A 15,751-nucleotide genomic window follows, 5' to 3' on the forward strand; every position below is an offset into this window, starting at 1 on the left:
CATGGACAGCACCTCGCCCGAGTTCTCCGCCTTCTCCTCGCCCGGCGGCATCACCGTGCGGCGCGCCCTGGAACTGCCGGGGCTGCGCAGCGGTCTTCCCGAGGTGGTGGCGGGCGCGGAGCGGCTCCAGCGGACCGTGCGCTGGGTGCACGCCGGCGAGGTGCCGAACATCGCGTCGCTGCTCAAGGGCGGCGAACTGCTGCTGACCACGGGTTACGGGATCGGGACGCGCCCCGCCGAACAGCGCGCCTTCGTGCGCAAGCTGGCCGAGCGGGGCATCGCGGCGCTCGTGATCGAGCTGGGCCAGCGGTTCGCGCGGCTGCCCGCGGCCCTCGTGGAGACGGCGCGGGCGGCGGGCCTTCCGCTGGTGCAGCTGCACCGCGAAGTGCCGTTCGTGACGGTGACGGAGGAGATCCACACCGAGATCGTCAACGGGCACTACGCGCTGCTTCAGCGGGCGGAGGAGGTGCACCGGCGCTGCACGGACGCGCTGCTCGGTGGCGGCGGAGTCCCTCAAGTCCTGCGCATTCTCGCCGAGTTCAGCGGGAACCCGGTCTTCCTGGAGACCGCCGACGGGCAGCTGCTCTACGCGGCCGGGGCCGAGGACGACATCACCGATCCGCTCCAGGTGTGGGAGGGCATGCGCGGCACGCACCAGGACGAGCCGCCGGGCGGGGCCGTCCTCGTCGACGTGCCGGGCGGTGGCCCGGGAGCCGGGTCCGTGCGGGCCAGGCTCGTGCTGCTGCCCGTGTCGGGGTCGCTCGCGCCCGTGCACCGGATCGCCGCCGAGCGGGCCGCCGGTTCGCTCGCCGTGGTGCTGATGCAGGCTCGCCAGGAGGAGGAGCTGGCCGCGCGCGGGCGCGGCGACTTCCTCACCGACCTCGCGGAGGGCCGGATCACGCCGGACGACGCCCCGGCGCAGGCCCGCGTCCTCGGCTTCAAGCCGACCGGGAGCGGGCCGCTGCTGCCCGTCGTGATGAGGCTGCCGGGCACGCCGGAGACACCGATGGGCCTCTCGCCGGGCGGCGGCTGGGCGGTGCTCGCGCGGGCGGTGTCGGAGGAGCTGGCCTCGGTCGGGGTGCCGGTGCTGCTGGGCGTGCGTCCCGTGGAGGGGCGGGTGCCGCTGCTGCTCGGGCTCCGCTCGGACTCGGAGCGCACGGCGGTCGCCGACCGGGTCGCGGCGGCGCTGCGGGCGGGCGTGGCGCGGGCCGGGATGCAGCGGGCGGGCGGGCCCCCGCCGGTCGTGGTGGTCGGCGGGGCGGGCGGCTGGGCCGCGGCGGCGGCAGGGCTGCGGCACGCGGCGGAGACGGCGACGGCGGCGCAGGGCCTGGACGACCGGCCGTGGTTCGACGCGCGGCGCCTCGACATCGACCTGCTGCTGTGGCGGCTGTCCCGCCGCGACGAGGACGCCCTGGCGGCGTTCGTGGAGCGGGCGATCGGCCCGCTCCAGGAGCACGACAGACGGGCGAAGCCGCCGCTGCTGCCCACGCTCCAGACCTATCTGGCGCACGCGGGCCGCAAGGCGGAGACGGCGCGCGAACTCCATCTGAACCGGCAGACGCTCTACAACCGCCTGGCGCGGATAGGCGAGTTGCTCGGCACGGACCTGGACGATCCGCAGACGGTGCTCGCGCTGAGCCTGGCACTGCGCGCACGGCGACACACCTCGGTCACGCTCTAGACCTTGCGGTCGGGCTTCTAGTGATAGCCCGTCAACTCGTCGTAGACGCTCAGCACTTGGGCGACCGTCGCGTCCTCGGTCGGCCAGGAGGCCGCCTGCGCGGCGCCGCGTTCCTTGAGTTGGTCCCGCCGCCGGGGATCGGCGAGGAGCCGCTCCACGGAGCGGGCGAGCGCGGGCGCGTCTCCGTAGGGGACCAACTCCGCGCCGTCGCCGACCAGTTCGGCCATGCCGCCGACATCCGTCGCCACGAGGGGTACGCGCGCGTGCAGCGCCTCCTGCGCGAGCAGCGAGCGGGACTCCCAACTGCTGGGCAGCACCGCGACGTCGGCGGCGTGCAGCAGTTCGGCGACGTCGTCGCGGCGCCCCACGAGCCGCACCGGCAGGCCCTCGGCCTCGATGCGCCGCTGGAGCGCGGGCCGCTCGGGCCCCTCCCCCGCGATCACAAGCAGCGGCACGGGGTCGAGCCCGAGCAGCGCGTGCGCGGCGTCGAGCAGCACGTCGTAGCCGCGGTGCCGCTCCAGGCTGCCGACGGCCATCAGTAAGGGCCGGTCCACACAGCCGAGTTCGGCCCGCGTCTTGCTGCGGGTGCGCTCGGCCTCCTCGCCCTCCGGGAGCGGTCCGCACGGCGCCGGGAAGGACACCGCGGCAAGCCGGGCGTCCCGCGCGCCGCGCGCCCGCGCCCGGTCCACAAGGTCGGAGGACGTACCGAGGACGACGGCCGCCGCCCTGGCCACGCGCCGCTCCAGCGCGCGCAGCAGGTGGGCGCGGGCCCCCTCGGCGTACGAGCGGGTGTGCCAGGTGACGACGAGCGGGACGCGGCGGCCGCTGAGCGCGAGGGCGGCGCGCAGCCCGGCGTGCAGCCCGTGCGCGTGCACGAGGTCGGCGTCGGTGCAGGCGACGCGGAGCGCGGCGACGGACGCCGGATCGCTGCGGCGCGGCACCGGAAGGTGGTGGGCGCCCGCGTCCGCGAACCCGTACGCCCGCTCGGCCGCCATCGGCGCGCACACCGTGACCCGCACGCCGCGGGCCACCAACCCCGCGGTCAGGGACCGGACATGAGCGCTGCTGCCCGCACTGCCGCCGCCCAGCACCTGCACAGTGCGCAGCGTCGACTGTCCGTGCGCTGACGGGCTGCTGGGGTGGCTCACGCGGCCGGGCTCCTGAAGGGTGTCGGCGAACTCGGTAGGTACGGAAGGGGTTAGGTATACGGAGAGTACGGGCTCAGGGATACGTATACCGTCGGTCCCCCAGGATGCCAGCCCATACCGATGTTCCGGCACCGGTCGCCGTCCCGCACCGCCAGGTCCTGGGCAACACGGCACACCGGACCACCCACATGGGTGAGTTGAGAGGCCCGATGCTTACGTAAGTGAGCCCTGCGCCAGCGCGCTGACCCGGTCCCCGTACACGGTCGCCGCGACGAGCCCGGCGGCGTGCGCCACCAGCCCCGGCCGCCCGTTCCCCGCGACGATGGCGACGCCGACGGCGGCACCGAGCGCGTGCGCGCCCGCGTCGCCGAGCATCCCGCGCTCGGCGAGATCGTCGGGCAGCACGGCAGCGGCGGCGCCCATCGGCGCGGTGGCGAGCGGGCCGCGCAGCAGGCCGGGAACGCCCAGGGCGAGGGTCACTTGGGCCGCGCGCCCCGGCCGTACGTCGACGAGGTTGACGAGGTGCGCGGTGCCGGCGATGACGACACCGGCGAGCACCTTGTCGACAAACCGTTCCTTGAGCAGTCCGCCCGCGACGAGCCCTGCCGCCGAGATCCCGAACAACTTTACGGCGCCGCTGGTGAGTTCGCCGTCCCGCAGCGCGCCCAGATGGGCCCGGAAGCCGCGCCGCGGATCACCGGCCCCCGCCACGTCGTCGTATCCGCCGCAGGCCCCGGCCACGAGCGTGGCGAGCATTGCGGCACCACGCGCGCCCGGCTCAGCCGCCACGAGCGCCCCCGCCGCGGCACCCACCGTGGCGGCAGGCCCCGAACACAGATCGACGGTCCGCCCCGCGTAATTCTTCCGCTCCCCGACTCCATCGGGCTTCACGCGCCGCAGAAGCCCGAGCGCACCACGGGTGACGCCTGCAGCGACTGCGGCGGAATCAAGCCGCGCCAGTGGTCGAGGCGCAGGGCCCCATTCCAGCCCCGCCGGCGATTGAGGCGCGGGGCCCGGGGCAGAGCCCCGCGACCGGCGGACGCCCACCCGCAACAAACCCGTCACGCGTCCGACCTCGCCGTCGCCAACAACTCCTCCGCATGCGCCCGCGCCGTCTCCGAGTCCTCCTGCCCGGCCAACATCCGCGACAACTCCCGCACCCGGTCCTCACCCTCGAGCACGGTCACACCGGAACTCGTCACGGAGCCGTCGTGGGTCTTCTCGACCAGGAGCTGCCGGTCGGCGAACGCGGCGACCTGCGGCAGGTGCGTGACGACCACGACCTGCGCCGACTTCGCGAGCTTGGCGAGACGCCTGCCGATCTCGACGGCGGCCTTGCCGCCCACGCCCGCGTCGACCTCGTCGAAGAGATACGTAGGTACCGGTTCGTTGCCCGCGAAGACGACCTCCACGGCGAGCATCACGCGCGACAGCTCACCGCCGGACGCGCCCTTCGCGATGGGCCGGGGCGGCGCGCCGGGGTGCGGGGCGAGCAGCAGCTCGACCTCGTCGACACCACTGGGCCCGCACACCACGTTCCGCCCGTCGACCTCGACGCCGTCGGCGGCGTCCGTCTCGGTATGCCGAATGTCGAAGGAGACCCGGGCGTGCGGCATCGCGAGCGAGGAGAGCTCCTCGGTCACCGCCGCCGCGAAGCGGTCGGCCGCCTCCACGCGCGCGTGGGTCAGTTCCTGCGCCAGTACGCCCAGTTCGCCGCGGAGCGACTCGCGCTCCGAGGTCAGCTCGCCGATCCGCTCGTCGTCGCCGTCGAGTTCGAGAAGGCGCGCGGCGCTCGTCTCGGCCCAGGCCAGCACCGCCGTCACGTCCTCGCCGTACTTGCGGGTGAGCGCCGTGAGCGCCGCCCGCCGCTCCTCCACCGCGGCCAGCCGCAGCGGGTCGGCGTCCAAATCGTCCGCGTAGCCCGCGAGTTCGGCGGCGACATCGGTGAGCAGGATCTGCACCTCGCCGATCCGCTCCGCGAGCGTGCCGAGCGCCGAGTCGTGGGAGCGCACGGCCTCCAGGGCCCGGTGCGCGCCGCCGACGAGAGTCTGCGCGTCGACGCCCTCCGGGTCCTCGGGGTTGCCTGCGAGCGCGGCGTGCGCGGCGGCCGCCGCCGAGGCCAGCGCCTCCGCGTGGCCCAGCCGGGAGGCCTCCTCGGCCAGCTCCACGTCCTCGCCGGCCCGGGGCTCCACGGCGCCGATCTCCTCGAGCCCGAAGCGCAGCAGATCCGCCTCCTGCGCCCGCTCACGGGCGCGCGTGGTGATCTCCTCCAGCTCGGTGCCGACGGCGCGCAGCCGCTTGTAGACGGCTCCGTACTTGGCGAGCGGCGCCGCGACGGCGTCCCCCGCGTACCGGTCGAGCGCCTGCCGCTGGCGGCCGAGCTTCAACAGTCCCTGCTGGTCGGTCTGGCCGTGCACGGCGACCAGTTCGTCGGCCAGCTCGCTCAGCACACCCACCGGCACGGACCGCCCGCCCAGGTGCGCCCGGGAGCGCCCCTCGGCGGACACGGTGCGGCTGAGCAGCAGCACCCCGTCCTCGAGCTCGGCCCCGGCCTCCTCGGCCCGCTCACGCGCGCCCGAGTCGGCGGGCACGGCGATGCGCCCCTCGACCACGGCGTTCTTCGCGCCGATCCGTACGAGCGCGGGGTCGGCCCTCCCGCCGAGCAGCAAGCCGAGACTGGTGACGACCATGGTCTTGCCCGCGCCCGTCTCACCGGTGACCGCCGTGAAGCCGGGCGAAAGCTCGACCACGGCGTCGTCGATGACTCCGAGCGACCGTATCCGCATCTCCTCCAACACGCCTCTGACCTTACGAGGTCCAAGGCCGTCCGTGCGACGGACCCCGGCCCCCTACCCCGATTCCGCAGGTAGGAGGGCGGTTACGGCGACAAACCTTCACGCCGCCGTCACTCGAACGTGCCGGTCAGTGCGGGGCGCCACGCCACCCGGCGACCGGGAGCGCGAACTTGGCCACGAGCCGGTCGGTGAACACCGCGTGGTGCAGCCGGGCCAGCCGGACCGGCACCTCGCCCCGGCGCACCTCGATCCGCGCGCCCGGCGGCAGCTCCACGGTCCGCCGTCCGTCGCACCACAGCACGCCGTGCGGCGTGTGCTGCTGGACCTCGACGGCGAGCACCGAGTCCGGCGACGTGATGAGCGGCTTCGCGAACAGGGCGTGCGCGCTGATCGGCACCATGAGCAGCGCCTCGACCTCGGGCCACACCACGGGCCCGCCGGCGGAGAACGCATAGGCCGTGGACCCGGTCGGGGTCGCGCACACGATGCCGTCGCAGCCGAATCCCGTGACGGGCCGGCCGTCGATCTCGAGCACGACCTCCAGCATCCGCTCGGGCTCGATCTTCTGGACCGCCGCCTCGTTGAGCGCCCAGTCCCGGTGCACGACGTCACCGTTGCGGTGCACGGCGACGTCGATCGTCATGCGCTCCTCGACCTCGTACTCCTTGGTGACGACGCGGTCGACGACCTTGTCCAGGTCGTCGCGCTCCGCCTCCGCGAGGAAGCCGACGCGGCCCAGGTTCACCCCGAGCATCGGCACCCCGGACGCCCGCGCGAACTCGGCGCCGCGCAGCAGCGTTCCGTCCCCGCCGAGCACGATGAGCAGCTCACAGCCGTCGAGGCAGGACGGCGTGGCCTCCTTCACCGTTTCCACGGTGTCGGGCAGCGGCAGGTCCTCGGCCTCGGACTCCAGTACCCGCACGCCGAGGCCGCTGCGCAGCAGCCCCTGTACGACGAGTTCGGCGCTGCGGATCGCAGCGGGCCGCCCCGTGTGGGCGAGCAGGAAAACCGTACGAGCTCGGGTCTGTGTCAACGCGGCCCCTCCGCCACTGCGCGATCTACGTCGGCCGGGTCGAGCTGTTCCGCCCCGGCACGCAGCCACAGAAAGTACTCGACGTTCCCGGACGGTCCCGGCAGGGGGCTCGCGGTCACGCCGCGCACGCCGTACCCGAGCTTCCATGCCTGCTCGGCGACCCTGCGCACCGCCTCGGCCCGCAGTTCGGGGCTGCGCACGACGCCCCCGCTGCCGAGCCGCTCCTTGCCCACCTCGAACTGGGGCTTGACCATCATCACCAAATCCGCCTCCGGAGCCGCGCACCGCACGAGCGCGGGCAGCACAAGGCCGAGCGGGATGAAGGACAGGTCCCCCACCACGAGGTCCACGGGTACGTCATCGATCGCCTCCAGCGTCAATTCGCGTACGTTCGTACGGTCCTTGACGGTGACGCGTTCATCGCTCTGCAGTGACCACGCGAGTTGCCCGTAGCCGACGTCGACGGCCACGACGTGCGCGACACCGGCCCGCAGCAGCACATCGGTGAACCCACCGGTGGACGCACCCGCGTCCAGCGCCCTGCGTCCCTTGACCACGAGCCCCTGCGGGCCGAACGCCTCCAGCGCGCCCGCGAGCTTGTGCCCGCCGCGCGAGACGTACTCGGGGTCGCTGTCGTCGGCCGCGACGACGATGGACACGCCCTCGTTGACCTGCGTCGCGGGCTTGGTCGCGACGATCTTGGCGACGCTGACCCGGCCCGCGGCGATCAGCTGGCTCGCGTGCTCGCGCGAACGCGCCAGCTTGCGGTTGACGAGTTCGGCGTCGAGGCGGCGACGTGCCACACCTGCCACGGTGGTTCAGCTCCTGTTGTCATGCGTAGAGGGGGACGGGGGGCGTGCGTCCAGCGCGGTCAGCGCGTTCCGCAGCCCCTGATGTACATCCTCGTACACCTCCGCGTGTCCGTCCGCGGCGAGGTGGTCCACATCGCCCAGCCGCTCCAGCGACGCGTCCACCTCGGCGTTGTCCGTGGGGGTGCGCCCGATTCCGAGCGGGGCGGGGGCCGCGGGGTCGTACGAGGGTTCCGCTGCCGGTTCCTGCGCGGGTTCCGGCACGTCGGTGGGCTCGGTGGGCGTCTCGCTCATGCCCCGACGCTACCCCGAAGCGCCGGTGTACCGTCGATCACGATGGCGACGACAGAGGAGTGCCGGGCGGCGCTCGACAAACTCTCGGACAACATGGCGGGGGCCGACGGGGACGTGCGCACGGCCGCGGCCCTGGACCGCTCGCTGAGCTGCCGGATCACCGACCTCGACGTGACGTTTTCCGGCCGACTCAAGGACGGCCGGATCGAGGTCCTCGACACGCGTCCCGGGCCGCCCGCCGAGAAGGCGCAGATCCGGCTCGCGATGACCGGCGACGATCTGGTGTCGATGGTCGAGGGCGAGCTGAACTTCGCCAAGGCGTGGGCATCGGGACGCGTGAAGCTCGAGGCCTCGTTCCGCGATCTGCTGCGGCTCAGGACGCTGCTGTAGCGGTCTCCTTGCGGCGCGCGTGCCGCGCGGCCGGCACCACCAGCGGGGTCCCCGTCTCCGGGTCGTCGATGACCTGGCACTTCATGCCGAAGAGCTGCTCGACGAGCTCGGCCGTGACGATGTCCTTGGGCGCGCCCTCGGCGATCACCGCGCCGTCGCGCAGGGCGATGAGGTGGGTGGCGTAGCGGGCCGCGTGGTTGAGGTCGTGCAGGACGGCGACGAGCGTGCGCCCCTGCTCCTCGTGCAGCTCGGCGCAGAGGTCGAGGACGTCGATCTGGTGCTGGATGTCGAGGTACGTCGTCGGCTCGTCGAGCAGCAGCAGCGGCGTCTGCTGGGCGAGCGCCATGGCGATCCACACGCGCTGGCGCTGGCCGCCGGAGAGCTCGTCGACGTACCGCTCGGCGAGCTCGGCGACGCCGGTGGAGGCCATCGACTCCTGGACGATCCGCTCGTCGTCGGACGACCACTGGCGCAGCAGCCCCTGGTGCGGGTAGCGGCCGCGGGCCACGAGGTCGCCGACGGTGATGCCGTCGGGCGCCACCGACGACTGCGGCAGCAGGCCGAGCGTCTTGGCGACCTTCTTGGCGGGCATCGACTGGATGACGCTGCCGTCGAGCAGGACGCGGCCCGCGCTCGGCTTGAGCATCCGCGACAGGGCGCGAAGCAGCGTGGACTTGCCACAGGCGTTCGGGCCGACGATCACCGTGAAGGAGTTGTCGGGGATCTCCACCGACAGCTTCTCGGCGATGACGCGCTGGTCGTATCCGAGGGTCACGTCGTCGGCTATCAGCCTGTTCACTGCGGTGCTCCTTTGGTTCGTACGAGAGGGGCGGGGCGTGTGCGGGTCGCGCGAGGTCATATCCGCCCCGCCTTCCGCTCAGTGACCAGCAGCCACAGCAGATAGATGCCGCCGACGACGCCGGTGACCACGCCGACGGGCAGCTGGTCGGCGCCGAACGCCCGCTGCGAGACCAGGTCGGCGACGATCAGCAGGGCCGCGCCCAGGATCGTCGACGCCGCCAGGTTCGGCCCCGGCGACTTGGTCAGCCGGCGGGCGATCTGCGGGGCGGTGAGCGCCACGAAGGTGACGGGGCCCGCGGCCGCGGTGGCGGCGGCCGTCAGCACGACGGAGGCCGTGAGCAGCAGCAGCCGGGTGCGCTCGACGCGCACGCCGAGGCCGCCCGCCGCGTCGTCGCCCATCTCCAGCATCCGCAGCGGACGCGCGTACGCGGCGACGACCGGGATCAGGACGAGGAACATGATCAGCAGCGGCCAGACCTGCGCCCAGTCACGGCCGTTGAGCGAACCGGTCATCCACACGGTGGCGCGGGCGGCGTCCACGAAGTCGGCCTTGGTGAGCAGATAGCCGTTGATCGCGGTCACGAACGCGGAGACGCCGATGCCGACGAGGACGAGCCGGTAGCCGTGCACGCCCCGCTTCCACGCGAGGACGTAGATCGCCAACCCGGTGACCAGACCGCCGACGAGCGCGCCGAGGGCGACCTGCGTGGCGCTGCCCCCGAAGATCACGATCATCACGAGCGCGCCCGCGGTCGAGCCCTGCCCGAGGCCGAGCACGTCCGGGCTGCCCAGCGGGTTGCGGGAGACGGACTGGAAGAGCGCGCCGGACAGGCCGAGCGCGGCGCCGACGAGCAGGCCGACGAGGACCCGCGGAAGCCGCAGGTCGTTGATGATGAATTCCTGACCGGCGTCCCCGTTGCCCGCGAGGGTGCGCAGCACGTCGGAGACCGGGATCGGGAAGTCGCCGGTGCCGATGAGGAAGACGCTCGCGGCGAGCGCCGCCACGAGGAGGATCGCCACGACGACGAGCGATCGGACGTCGAGCCGGACGGAGAGGCCGCCCGGGGTGCGTATCGCCTTGGTCTTCGCGGCCTTCTTGGTACGGGTCTCGGTCGCGTTCTTCGTGGCGGTCACAGCTGGGCCATCCTTCGGCGACGTACGAGCACGATGAAGACCGGCGCGCCGATGACGGCCGTGACGATGCCGACCTGGAGCTCGGACGGGCGGGCCACGATCCGGCCGATGACGTCGGCGCCGAGCAGCAGGACGGGCGAGAGGACCGCCGCGTACGGCATGATCCAGCGCATGTCGGGGCCGGTGAACGAGCGGACCATGTGCGGCACCATCAGGCCGACGAAGGCGATCGGGCCGCAGGCGGCGGTGGCCGCGCCGCACAGCAGCGTCGCGGCGACCATGCTCAGGGCGCGGGTGCGGCCGAGGTGGGCGCCGAGCGCGCGTGCGGTGTCGTCGCCCATGGCCATGGCGTTGAGCGGGCGGGAGAGCAGCAGCGCGAGCACGGCGCCGACGGCGATGAACGGCCACACCTGCTGGATGGTGTGCATGGTGGACGTGGCCAGCGAGCCGACCTGCCAGAACCGCATCCGGTTGAGGGCCATGTCGTCGGTGATCATCACCGCGTAGAGATAGCCGGAGAGCGCCGCGTTGATCGCGGTACCGGCGAGCGCGAGCCGCACGGGCGTCGCGTTGCGGGTGCCGCCGAGCGCGTAGACAAGGACACCCACGGCTGCGGCGCCCGCGAAGGCGAACCATACGTAGCCGGTGAGCGAGGTGACCCCGAAGAAGCTGATGGCGGAGACGACGGCGGCCGAGGCGCCCATGTTGATGCCGAGGATGCCGGGGTCGGCGAGGGGGTTGCGGGTCAGCGCCTGAAGGACGGCGCCGGCGAGGCCGAGCGCGATTCCGGCCAGCAGGCCGAGCAGGGTGCGCGAGACACGCTCACCGACGACCACGTCCGCGTAGTTCCCGGTGTCCTGGAACAGGCCGTGCCAGACCTGGTCCAGGGAGAGCGGTTTGGCGCCCACGGCGATGCTCGCCACAAGGACGGCCACCAGCACCAGGACAGACGCGAGCAGCCCGACGGTGCGTATCAACGCACGACGGTCGGGGGGCGCGGGAGCGGTCACCGCGCTGGCTTCGGGAGGACTGTCGACCAACACGAAGTTAGGTTAGCCTACCCTGCAACTCGGTCACATCCCGCTCCCCCAGGGGCGCGGGGAACTGCGCATCTTTTTTGGGGGTCTGGGGGCGCAGCCCCCAGGGACGGGACGGGAAGGGGCGGAGGGGGCGACTTTCCCTCCCCCGGCACAAACGCCCCGCCTACAGCCCCAGCCGAGCCACCGCCTTTCCCGAATCCAGCTCGCACGCCCCGTCCCCGGCAGCCGCCCAGGCGGCGGCGCACAACGCCCGCAACCCGTCGATCGCGGCACCGTCCCCCTCCAGCTCCAGCTCCCCGCTCCCGGCACGCGCCGTCCAGCCCCCGCACCGGAACCCACCGTCGCCGCCCTGAACCTCCTCGACCTCCGGCTGCCCGGTAAGCAGTCCCCGAAGATCCACATCCACATACGTGGGCCGATGCTGCGGCGGCGCGGCAAGCAGCTGCGCGGCATCGGTGACACCGGTCAGTACGAGCAGCGAATCCACGCCCCCGTTGAACGCCCCCTCGATGTCCGTATCGAGCCGGTCCCCGACCACCAGCGGAGTCTTCGCCCCGGTCCGCAGAATCGTCTCGCGATGCATCGGCGGCAACGGCTTCCCCGCAATCTGCGGCTCGGCACCCGTCGCGATCCGGACGACCTCCACCGCCGCCCCGTTCCCCGGCGCGATCCCGCGCGCACTCGGAATCGTCAGGTCGGTATTGGACGCGAACCACGGCACACCGCGCGCGATCCCGTAACAGGCCTCGGCGAACCGCCCCCACGCCATGTCCGGCCCGCCGTACCCCTGCGCCACGGCGGCCGGGTCGTCGTCCGCGGAGTCCACCGGCACGAGCCCCCGCTCACGCAGCGCCACCCGGAGGCCCTCGCCCCCGATCACCAACACCCGCGCCCCTTCGGGCACTTGCTCGCTGATGAGCCGCGCGACGGCCTGCGCCGACGTGATGACATCGGCGGCGCCGGTCGGGATACCGAGCTCGGTCAGATGCTCGGCCACGGCATCCGGCGTGCGCAGCGCGTTGTTCGTGACATACGCGAGCCCCATCCCGCCGCCACGCGCCACCGCCAGCGACTCGACGGCATGCGCGATGGCCTGCCCGCCCGCGTACACGACCCCGTCGAGATCGAGCAGCGCGGTGTCGTACGCCTCGCTCAGCTTTCGCTCGCTGCCACCGGGCCGCAGCCGGGCCCCACTGTCGGCCGTCCCGCTCGCACTGTGGCCCTGGCTCATTCCGCATCTCTCCTCGCTCGATCCCACTCCCCCGATCATCCCTCACGGCACTGACACTCGTACGATGCGGGGATGAACACTGCAGGTCGCACGGCACAGTCGGGCAGCAACGGCCTGGACCTCATCCCGTTCAGGGGCGTCCGCTACGTCCCCGAACAGGTCGGCAGCCTCGCCGCCGTGACCTCACCCCCGTACGACGTGGTCGTACGGCCGGACGGTCTGCTGCACCTGGAGAACGCGGACCCGCACAACATCGTCCGCCTGATCCTGCCGCAGGCCGTGGAGCCCCGGACCCGCAACGAACTGGCGGCCGCCACCCTGCACCGCTGGCTCGCCGAGGGCGTCCTCGCCCCCGACGCCGAACCAGCCTTCTACGTATACGAGCAGCGCAACGGCGACATGCTGCAGCGCGGCATCATCGGCGCCCTCCACCTCTCCGAGGCCTCGGAAGGTGTGGTCCTCCCCCACGAGGACGTCATGCCGCATGTGGTCGAGGACCGGGCGGGACTGATGCGCACGACGGCCGCGAACCTCGAACCGCTCCTGCTGACCTACCGGGGCAACGGCAACGCGACGGGCGCCACCGCCGTCATCGAGCGCACCGTCCAGCGCGCCCCGCTGCTCTCCACGACCACCGAGGACGGCTACAGCCACCGCCTCTGGGCGCTCACCGACCCCGCCGACCAGCGCCAGGTCCAGGACGGTCTCGCCGCCCACCAGGCGCTGATCGCGGACGGCCACCACCGCTGGGCCACCTACCTGCGCCTGCGCACCGAACACGGCTCGACGGACCGCACCCCCTGGGACTACGGCCTGGTCCTCCTGGTCGACACGGCCCGCTACCCCCTCCGGGTCCGCGCCATCCACCGCCTGCTGGGCCGCCTCCCCCTCGACCGGGCCCTGGCGGCGGCCGCCCCGCACTTCCGCGTACGCGAGGTCGCCGGCCCGCTCCCGCACGCGATGGAGGCCCTGGCTCAAGCGGCGTCCCACGGCAACGCCTTCCTCCTCACCGGCACCGAGGACACGTACCACCTCCTGGACCGCCCCGACCCGGCGCTCCTGGACCGTACGATCCCGGCCGATCGCCCCGAGGCCTGGCGCACCCTCGACGCCACAGTGCTGCACTCCACGCTCCTCGGCGACGTCTGGGGCATCCCGGAGGACTCCCCCGCCGACGTCACGTACATCCACGACACGCAGGCGACGGTCGACAAGGCGCGCCAAGACGGCGGCACGGCGGTCCTGATGCACCCGGTCCGCGAGGAGGTCGTCCGCGAGCTGGCCCGCCAGGGCGTGACGATGCCCCGCAAGTCCACGTCGTTCGGCCCGAAGCCGGCCACGGGCCTGGTGCTGCGCACGCTCACGGACGACTGAGTACGACGGCTGCGAAACGAAGAACGGGCGGGCTCCCTGAGGGAGCCCGCCCGTTCTTCATGTCACGCTCTACCGCTCGTCACCCTCGACGCCCGCGCTGTCGCTGTCGCCCTGCGGCGCCGGGGCGCCGTCCTCGGCACTGTCGTCAAAGGCGTCCACGAACTCGACACCGTCCAGCTCGGCGAGCCGGTCCGACGCGTCCGTGCTGCCGTCCTTGTCGGACTCGACGGCCTTGGCGAACCACTCCCGCGCCTCGCCCTCGCGCCCGGCCTCCAGCAGCGCGTCGGCGTACGCGTAGCGCAGACGCGCGGTCCACGGCTGCGAGGAGTTCGAAGCGAGCTCGGGGCTCTGCAGGGTCACGATGGCGGCGTCCAGCTGCCCCATGTCCCGCCGCGCGCCGGCGGCCACGAGCCGCATCTCGACCTGCCCGGCCTTGTCCAGCTTCGACACCTCGGGGGCACCGGCCATGTCCAGCGCCTTCTCGGGACGCCCGAGCCCGCGCTCGCAGTCGGCCATGAGCGGCCACAGCTCCGCGCTCCCGGTCATCCGCCGCGCGGCCCGGAACTCGGCGAGCGCCTCGCTGTACTTCTGGTTCCCGTACGCGGCGAACCCGGCGGCCTCCCGCACGGCGGCGACGCGCGACGCGAGACGCAGCGCGATCCTGGAGTACGCGTACGCGCGCTCCGGGTCCTCGTCGATCAGACGCGCCACCATCACGAGGTTCATGGCGACATCCTCGGCGAGCCCGCGCGGCAGGGACTGAAGCTCCTGCTGCACGCTCTTGTCGAGCTCGGCACCGGAGACGTCGTCCGGGATCGGCAGCCGCTTGATCGGCTCACGGTCCCGCTCCCGGTCGTCCCGCACCCGCGGCCCACCGCGCCGGTCGTCACGGCGGTCGTCACGACGCGGCCCACGGTCATCACGCCGGTCGTCACGCCCACGGAACCCACCGGGACGCCCGCCCCGGTCATCCCGCCGGAAGCCGCCACCACGGTTGTCGTCACGCCGGTCATCACGACGCGGCCCACGATCACGGTCACGGTCGCGGTCGTCACGGCGGAACCCGCCACCACGGTTGTCGTCCCGACGGTCGTCCCGCCGGAAACCCCCACCGCGATTGTCGTCGCGCCGGTCATCACGACGCGGCCCACGGTCACGGTCCCGATCACCGAACGAACGGTCATCAGGCCGGTCGTCGCGGCGGAACCCGCCACCACGGTTGTCATCGCGACGCGGCGCACGATCGCGGTCGCGGTCATCGCGACGGAAGCCACCGCCACGGTTGTCATCACGCCGATCGTCCCGACGCGGCGCACGATCACGATCACGGTCGCGGTCGTCACGGCGGAAGCCGCCACCGCGGTTGTCGTCGCGCCGGTCATCGCGACGCGGCCCACGGTCACGGTCACGGTCGCGGTCGTCCCGACGGAAGCCACCGCCACGGTTGTCATCGCGCCGGTCATCGCGACGGAACCCGCCACCACGGTTGTCGTCCCGCCGGTCGTCCCGACGGAAGCCCCCACCGCGATTGTCGTCACGCCGGTCATCACGACGCGGCCCACGGTCACGATCACGGTCGCGGTCGTCGCGACGGAAGCCACCGCCACGGTTGTCGTCCCGACGGTCGTCCCGCCGGAACCCGCCGCCACGGTTGTCGTCACGCCGGTCATCACGACGCGGCCCACGGTCACGGTCCCGATCACCGAACGAACGGTCATCACGCCGGTCGTCCCGCCGGAAGGGCGGACGCTCCCGGTCGCCGTCCCGACGGTCCCGACGCGGGGCCCCGCTGTTGCCGCGGAACCCGCCCCGGTCCCCCCGGTCACCACTGTCCCGTCGGCGCTGATCGCGCTCCGGACGCTCATCGGGAGAGTTGGTGGCCATCGGTTGACTCCTGTCTTCGGTACCGCAGTCATTCTCGCGCAACCGGGGTGCCGGCGCGCTCCGAGAAAAGCTCTGGAAATACAAAAAGGACCCTTGGTCCCAGCATGTGTGCCGGGACCAAGGGTCCTCTTCAAAAA

At 72.9% G+C, this 15,751-nt stretch carries 14 protein-coding genes and 1 pseudogene; 3 read left to right on the forward strand and 12 right to left on the reverse strand.

Annotation, left to right across the window (positions count from 1 at the left end):
- Position 1: 1 nt before the first annotated feature.
- On the forward strand, positions 2-1,681 hold the full coding sequence (locus ACYSUO_RS05015; RefSeq protein WP_461774741.1) for a PucR family transcriptional regulator: 1,680 nt from the start codon (positions 2-4) through the stop codon (positions 1,679-1,681).
- A gap of 17 nt (positions 1,682-1,698) precedes the next feature.
- Here the strand turns inward: ACYSUO_RS05015 and ACYSUO_RS05020 are convergent, their stop codons facing one another.
- The 6 genes from ACYSUO_RS05020 to ACYSUO_RS05045 all read right to left on the reverse strand — a co-directional run bounded on the left by ACYSUO_RS05020 (position 1,699) and on the right by ACYSUO_RS05045 (position 7,760).
- Positions 1,699-2,829 (reverse strand): glycosyltransferase family 4 protein, encoded by a 1,131-nt coding sequence (locus ACYSUO_RS05020; protein ID WP_461774742.1) that lies wholly within the window; start codon positions 2,827-2,829, stop codon positions 1,699-1,701.
- A gap of 213 nt (positions 2,830-3,042) precedes the next feature.
- On the reverse strand, positions 3,043-3,789 hold the full coding sequence (locus ACYSUO_RS05025) for a hypothetical protein (RefSeq protein WP_461774771.1): 747 nt from the start codon (positions 3,787-3,789) through the stop codon (positions 3,043-3,045).
- 101 nt (positions 3,790-3,890) lie between these two features.
- A complete protein-coding gene (gene recN / locus ACYSUO_RS05030) occupies positions 3,891-5,615 on the reverse strand; it encodes a DNA repair protein RecN (RefSeq protein WP_461774772.1) in 1,725 nt (574 codons plus the stop codon).
- A gap of 136 nt (positions 5,616-5,751) precedes the next feature.
- Positions 5,752-6,657 carry an NAD kinase gene (locus ACYSUO_RS05035; RefSeq protein WP_461774743.1) on the reverse strand — a complete coding sequence of 302 codons (906 nt, stop codon included), beginning with the start codon at positions 6,655-6,657 and terminating at the stop codon, positions 5,752-5,754.
- Positions 6,654-7,469 carry a TlyA family RNA methyltransferase gene (locus tag ACYSUO_RS05040; protein ID WP_461774744.1) on the reverse strand — a complete coding sequence of 272 codons (816 nt, stop codon included), beginning with the start codon at positions 7,467-7,469 and terminating at the stop codon, positions 6,654-6,656. The genes ACYSUO_RS05035 and ACYSUO_RS05040 overlap by 4 nt, the downstream gene beginning before the upstream one ends.
- A 6-nt stretch (positions 7,470-7,475) precedes the next feature.
- Positions 7,476-7,760: a hypothetical protein gene (locus ACYSUO_RS05045; RefSeq protein ID WP_461774745.1), complete on the reverse strand. Its 285-nt coding sequence runs from the start codon at positions 7,758-7,760 to the stop codon at positions 7,476-7,478.
- 42 nt (positions 7,761-7,802) lie between these two features.
- Between ACYSUO_RS05045 and ACYSUO_RS05050 the strand changes: the two genes are divergently transcribed.
- Complete coding sequence (locus ACYSUO_RS05050; RefSeq protein WP_461774746.1) at positions 7,803-8,150, forward strand: SCP2 sterol-binding domain-containing protein; 348 nt, start codon at positions 7,803-7,805, stop codon at positions 8,148-8,150.
- On the opposite strand, the gene ACYSUO_RS05055 is transcribed toward ACYSUO_RS05050, so the two are convergent.
- The 4 genes from ACYSUO_RS05055 to ACYSUO_RS05070 form a co-directional block, all read right to left on the reverse strand.
- Positions 8,134-9,009, reverse strand: a complete 876-nt coding sequence (locus ACYSUO_RS05055; RefSeq protein ID WP_461774747.1) for an ABC transporter ATP-binding protein — start codon at positions 9,007-9,009, stop codon at positions 8,134-8,136. The two genes, ACYSUO_RS05050 and ACYSUO_RS05055, sit on opposite strands and share 17 nt — an antisense overlap.
- On the reverse strand, positions 9,006-10,085 hold the full coding sequence (locus ACYSUO_RS05060; protein WP_461774748.1) for a FecCD family ABC transporter permease: 1,080 nt from the start codon (positions 10,083-10,085) through the stop codon (positions 9,006-9,008). The genes ACYSUO_RS05055 and ACYSUO_RS05060 overlap by 4 nt, the downstream gene beginning before the upstream one ends.
- Entirely contained in the window at positions 10,082-11,128 is a 1,047-nt protein-coding gene (locus ACYSUO_RS05065) for a FecCD family ABC transporter permease (RefSeq protein WP_461774749.1), read from the reverse strand. The genes ACYSUO_RS05060 and ACYSUO_RS05065 overlap by 4 nt, the downstream gene beginning before the upstream one ends.
- A gap of 160 nt (positions 11,129-11,288) precedes the next feature.
- Entirely contained in the window at positions 11,289-12,356 is a 1,068-nt protein-coding gene (locus ACYSUO_RS05070) for an HAD hydrolase-like protein (protein WP_461774750.1), read from the reverse strand.
- 72 nt (positions 12,357-12,428) lie between these two features.
- On the opposite strand from ACYSUO_RS05070, the gene ACYSUO_RS05075 reads away from it, so the two are divergent.
- Positions 12,429-13,730: a DUF1015 family protein gene (locus tag ACYSUO_RS05075; protein WP_461774751.1), complete on the forward strand. Its 1,302-nt coding sequence runs from the start codon at positions 12,429-12,431 to the stop codon at positions 13,728-13,730.
- Positions 13,731-13,799: 69 nt separating this feature from the next.
- Here the strand turns inward: ACYSUO_RS05075 and ACYSUO_RS05080 are convergent, their stop codons facing one another.
- The gene (locus tag ACYSUO_RS05080) at positions 13,800-14,507 is read right to left on the reverse strand and encodes a hypothetical protein (RefSeq protein ID WP_461774773.1); all 708 of its coding nucleotides are present in this window, start codon (positions 14,505-14,507) and stop codon (positions 13,800-13,802) included.
- A 312-nt stretch (positions 14,508-14,819) separates the two neighbouring features.
- A pseudogene (locus ACYSUO_RS05085) lies at positions 14,820-15,614 on the reverse strand (tetratricopeptide repeat protein); the annotation flags it as partial.
- Positions 15,615-15,751 lie beyond the last annotated feature (137 nt).

This window comes from Streptomyces sp. UC4497, assembly GCF_054871485.1.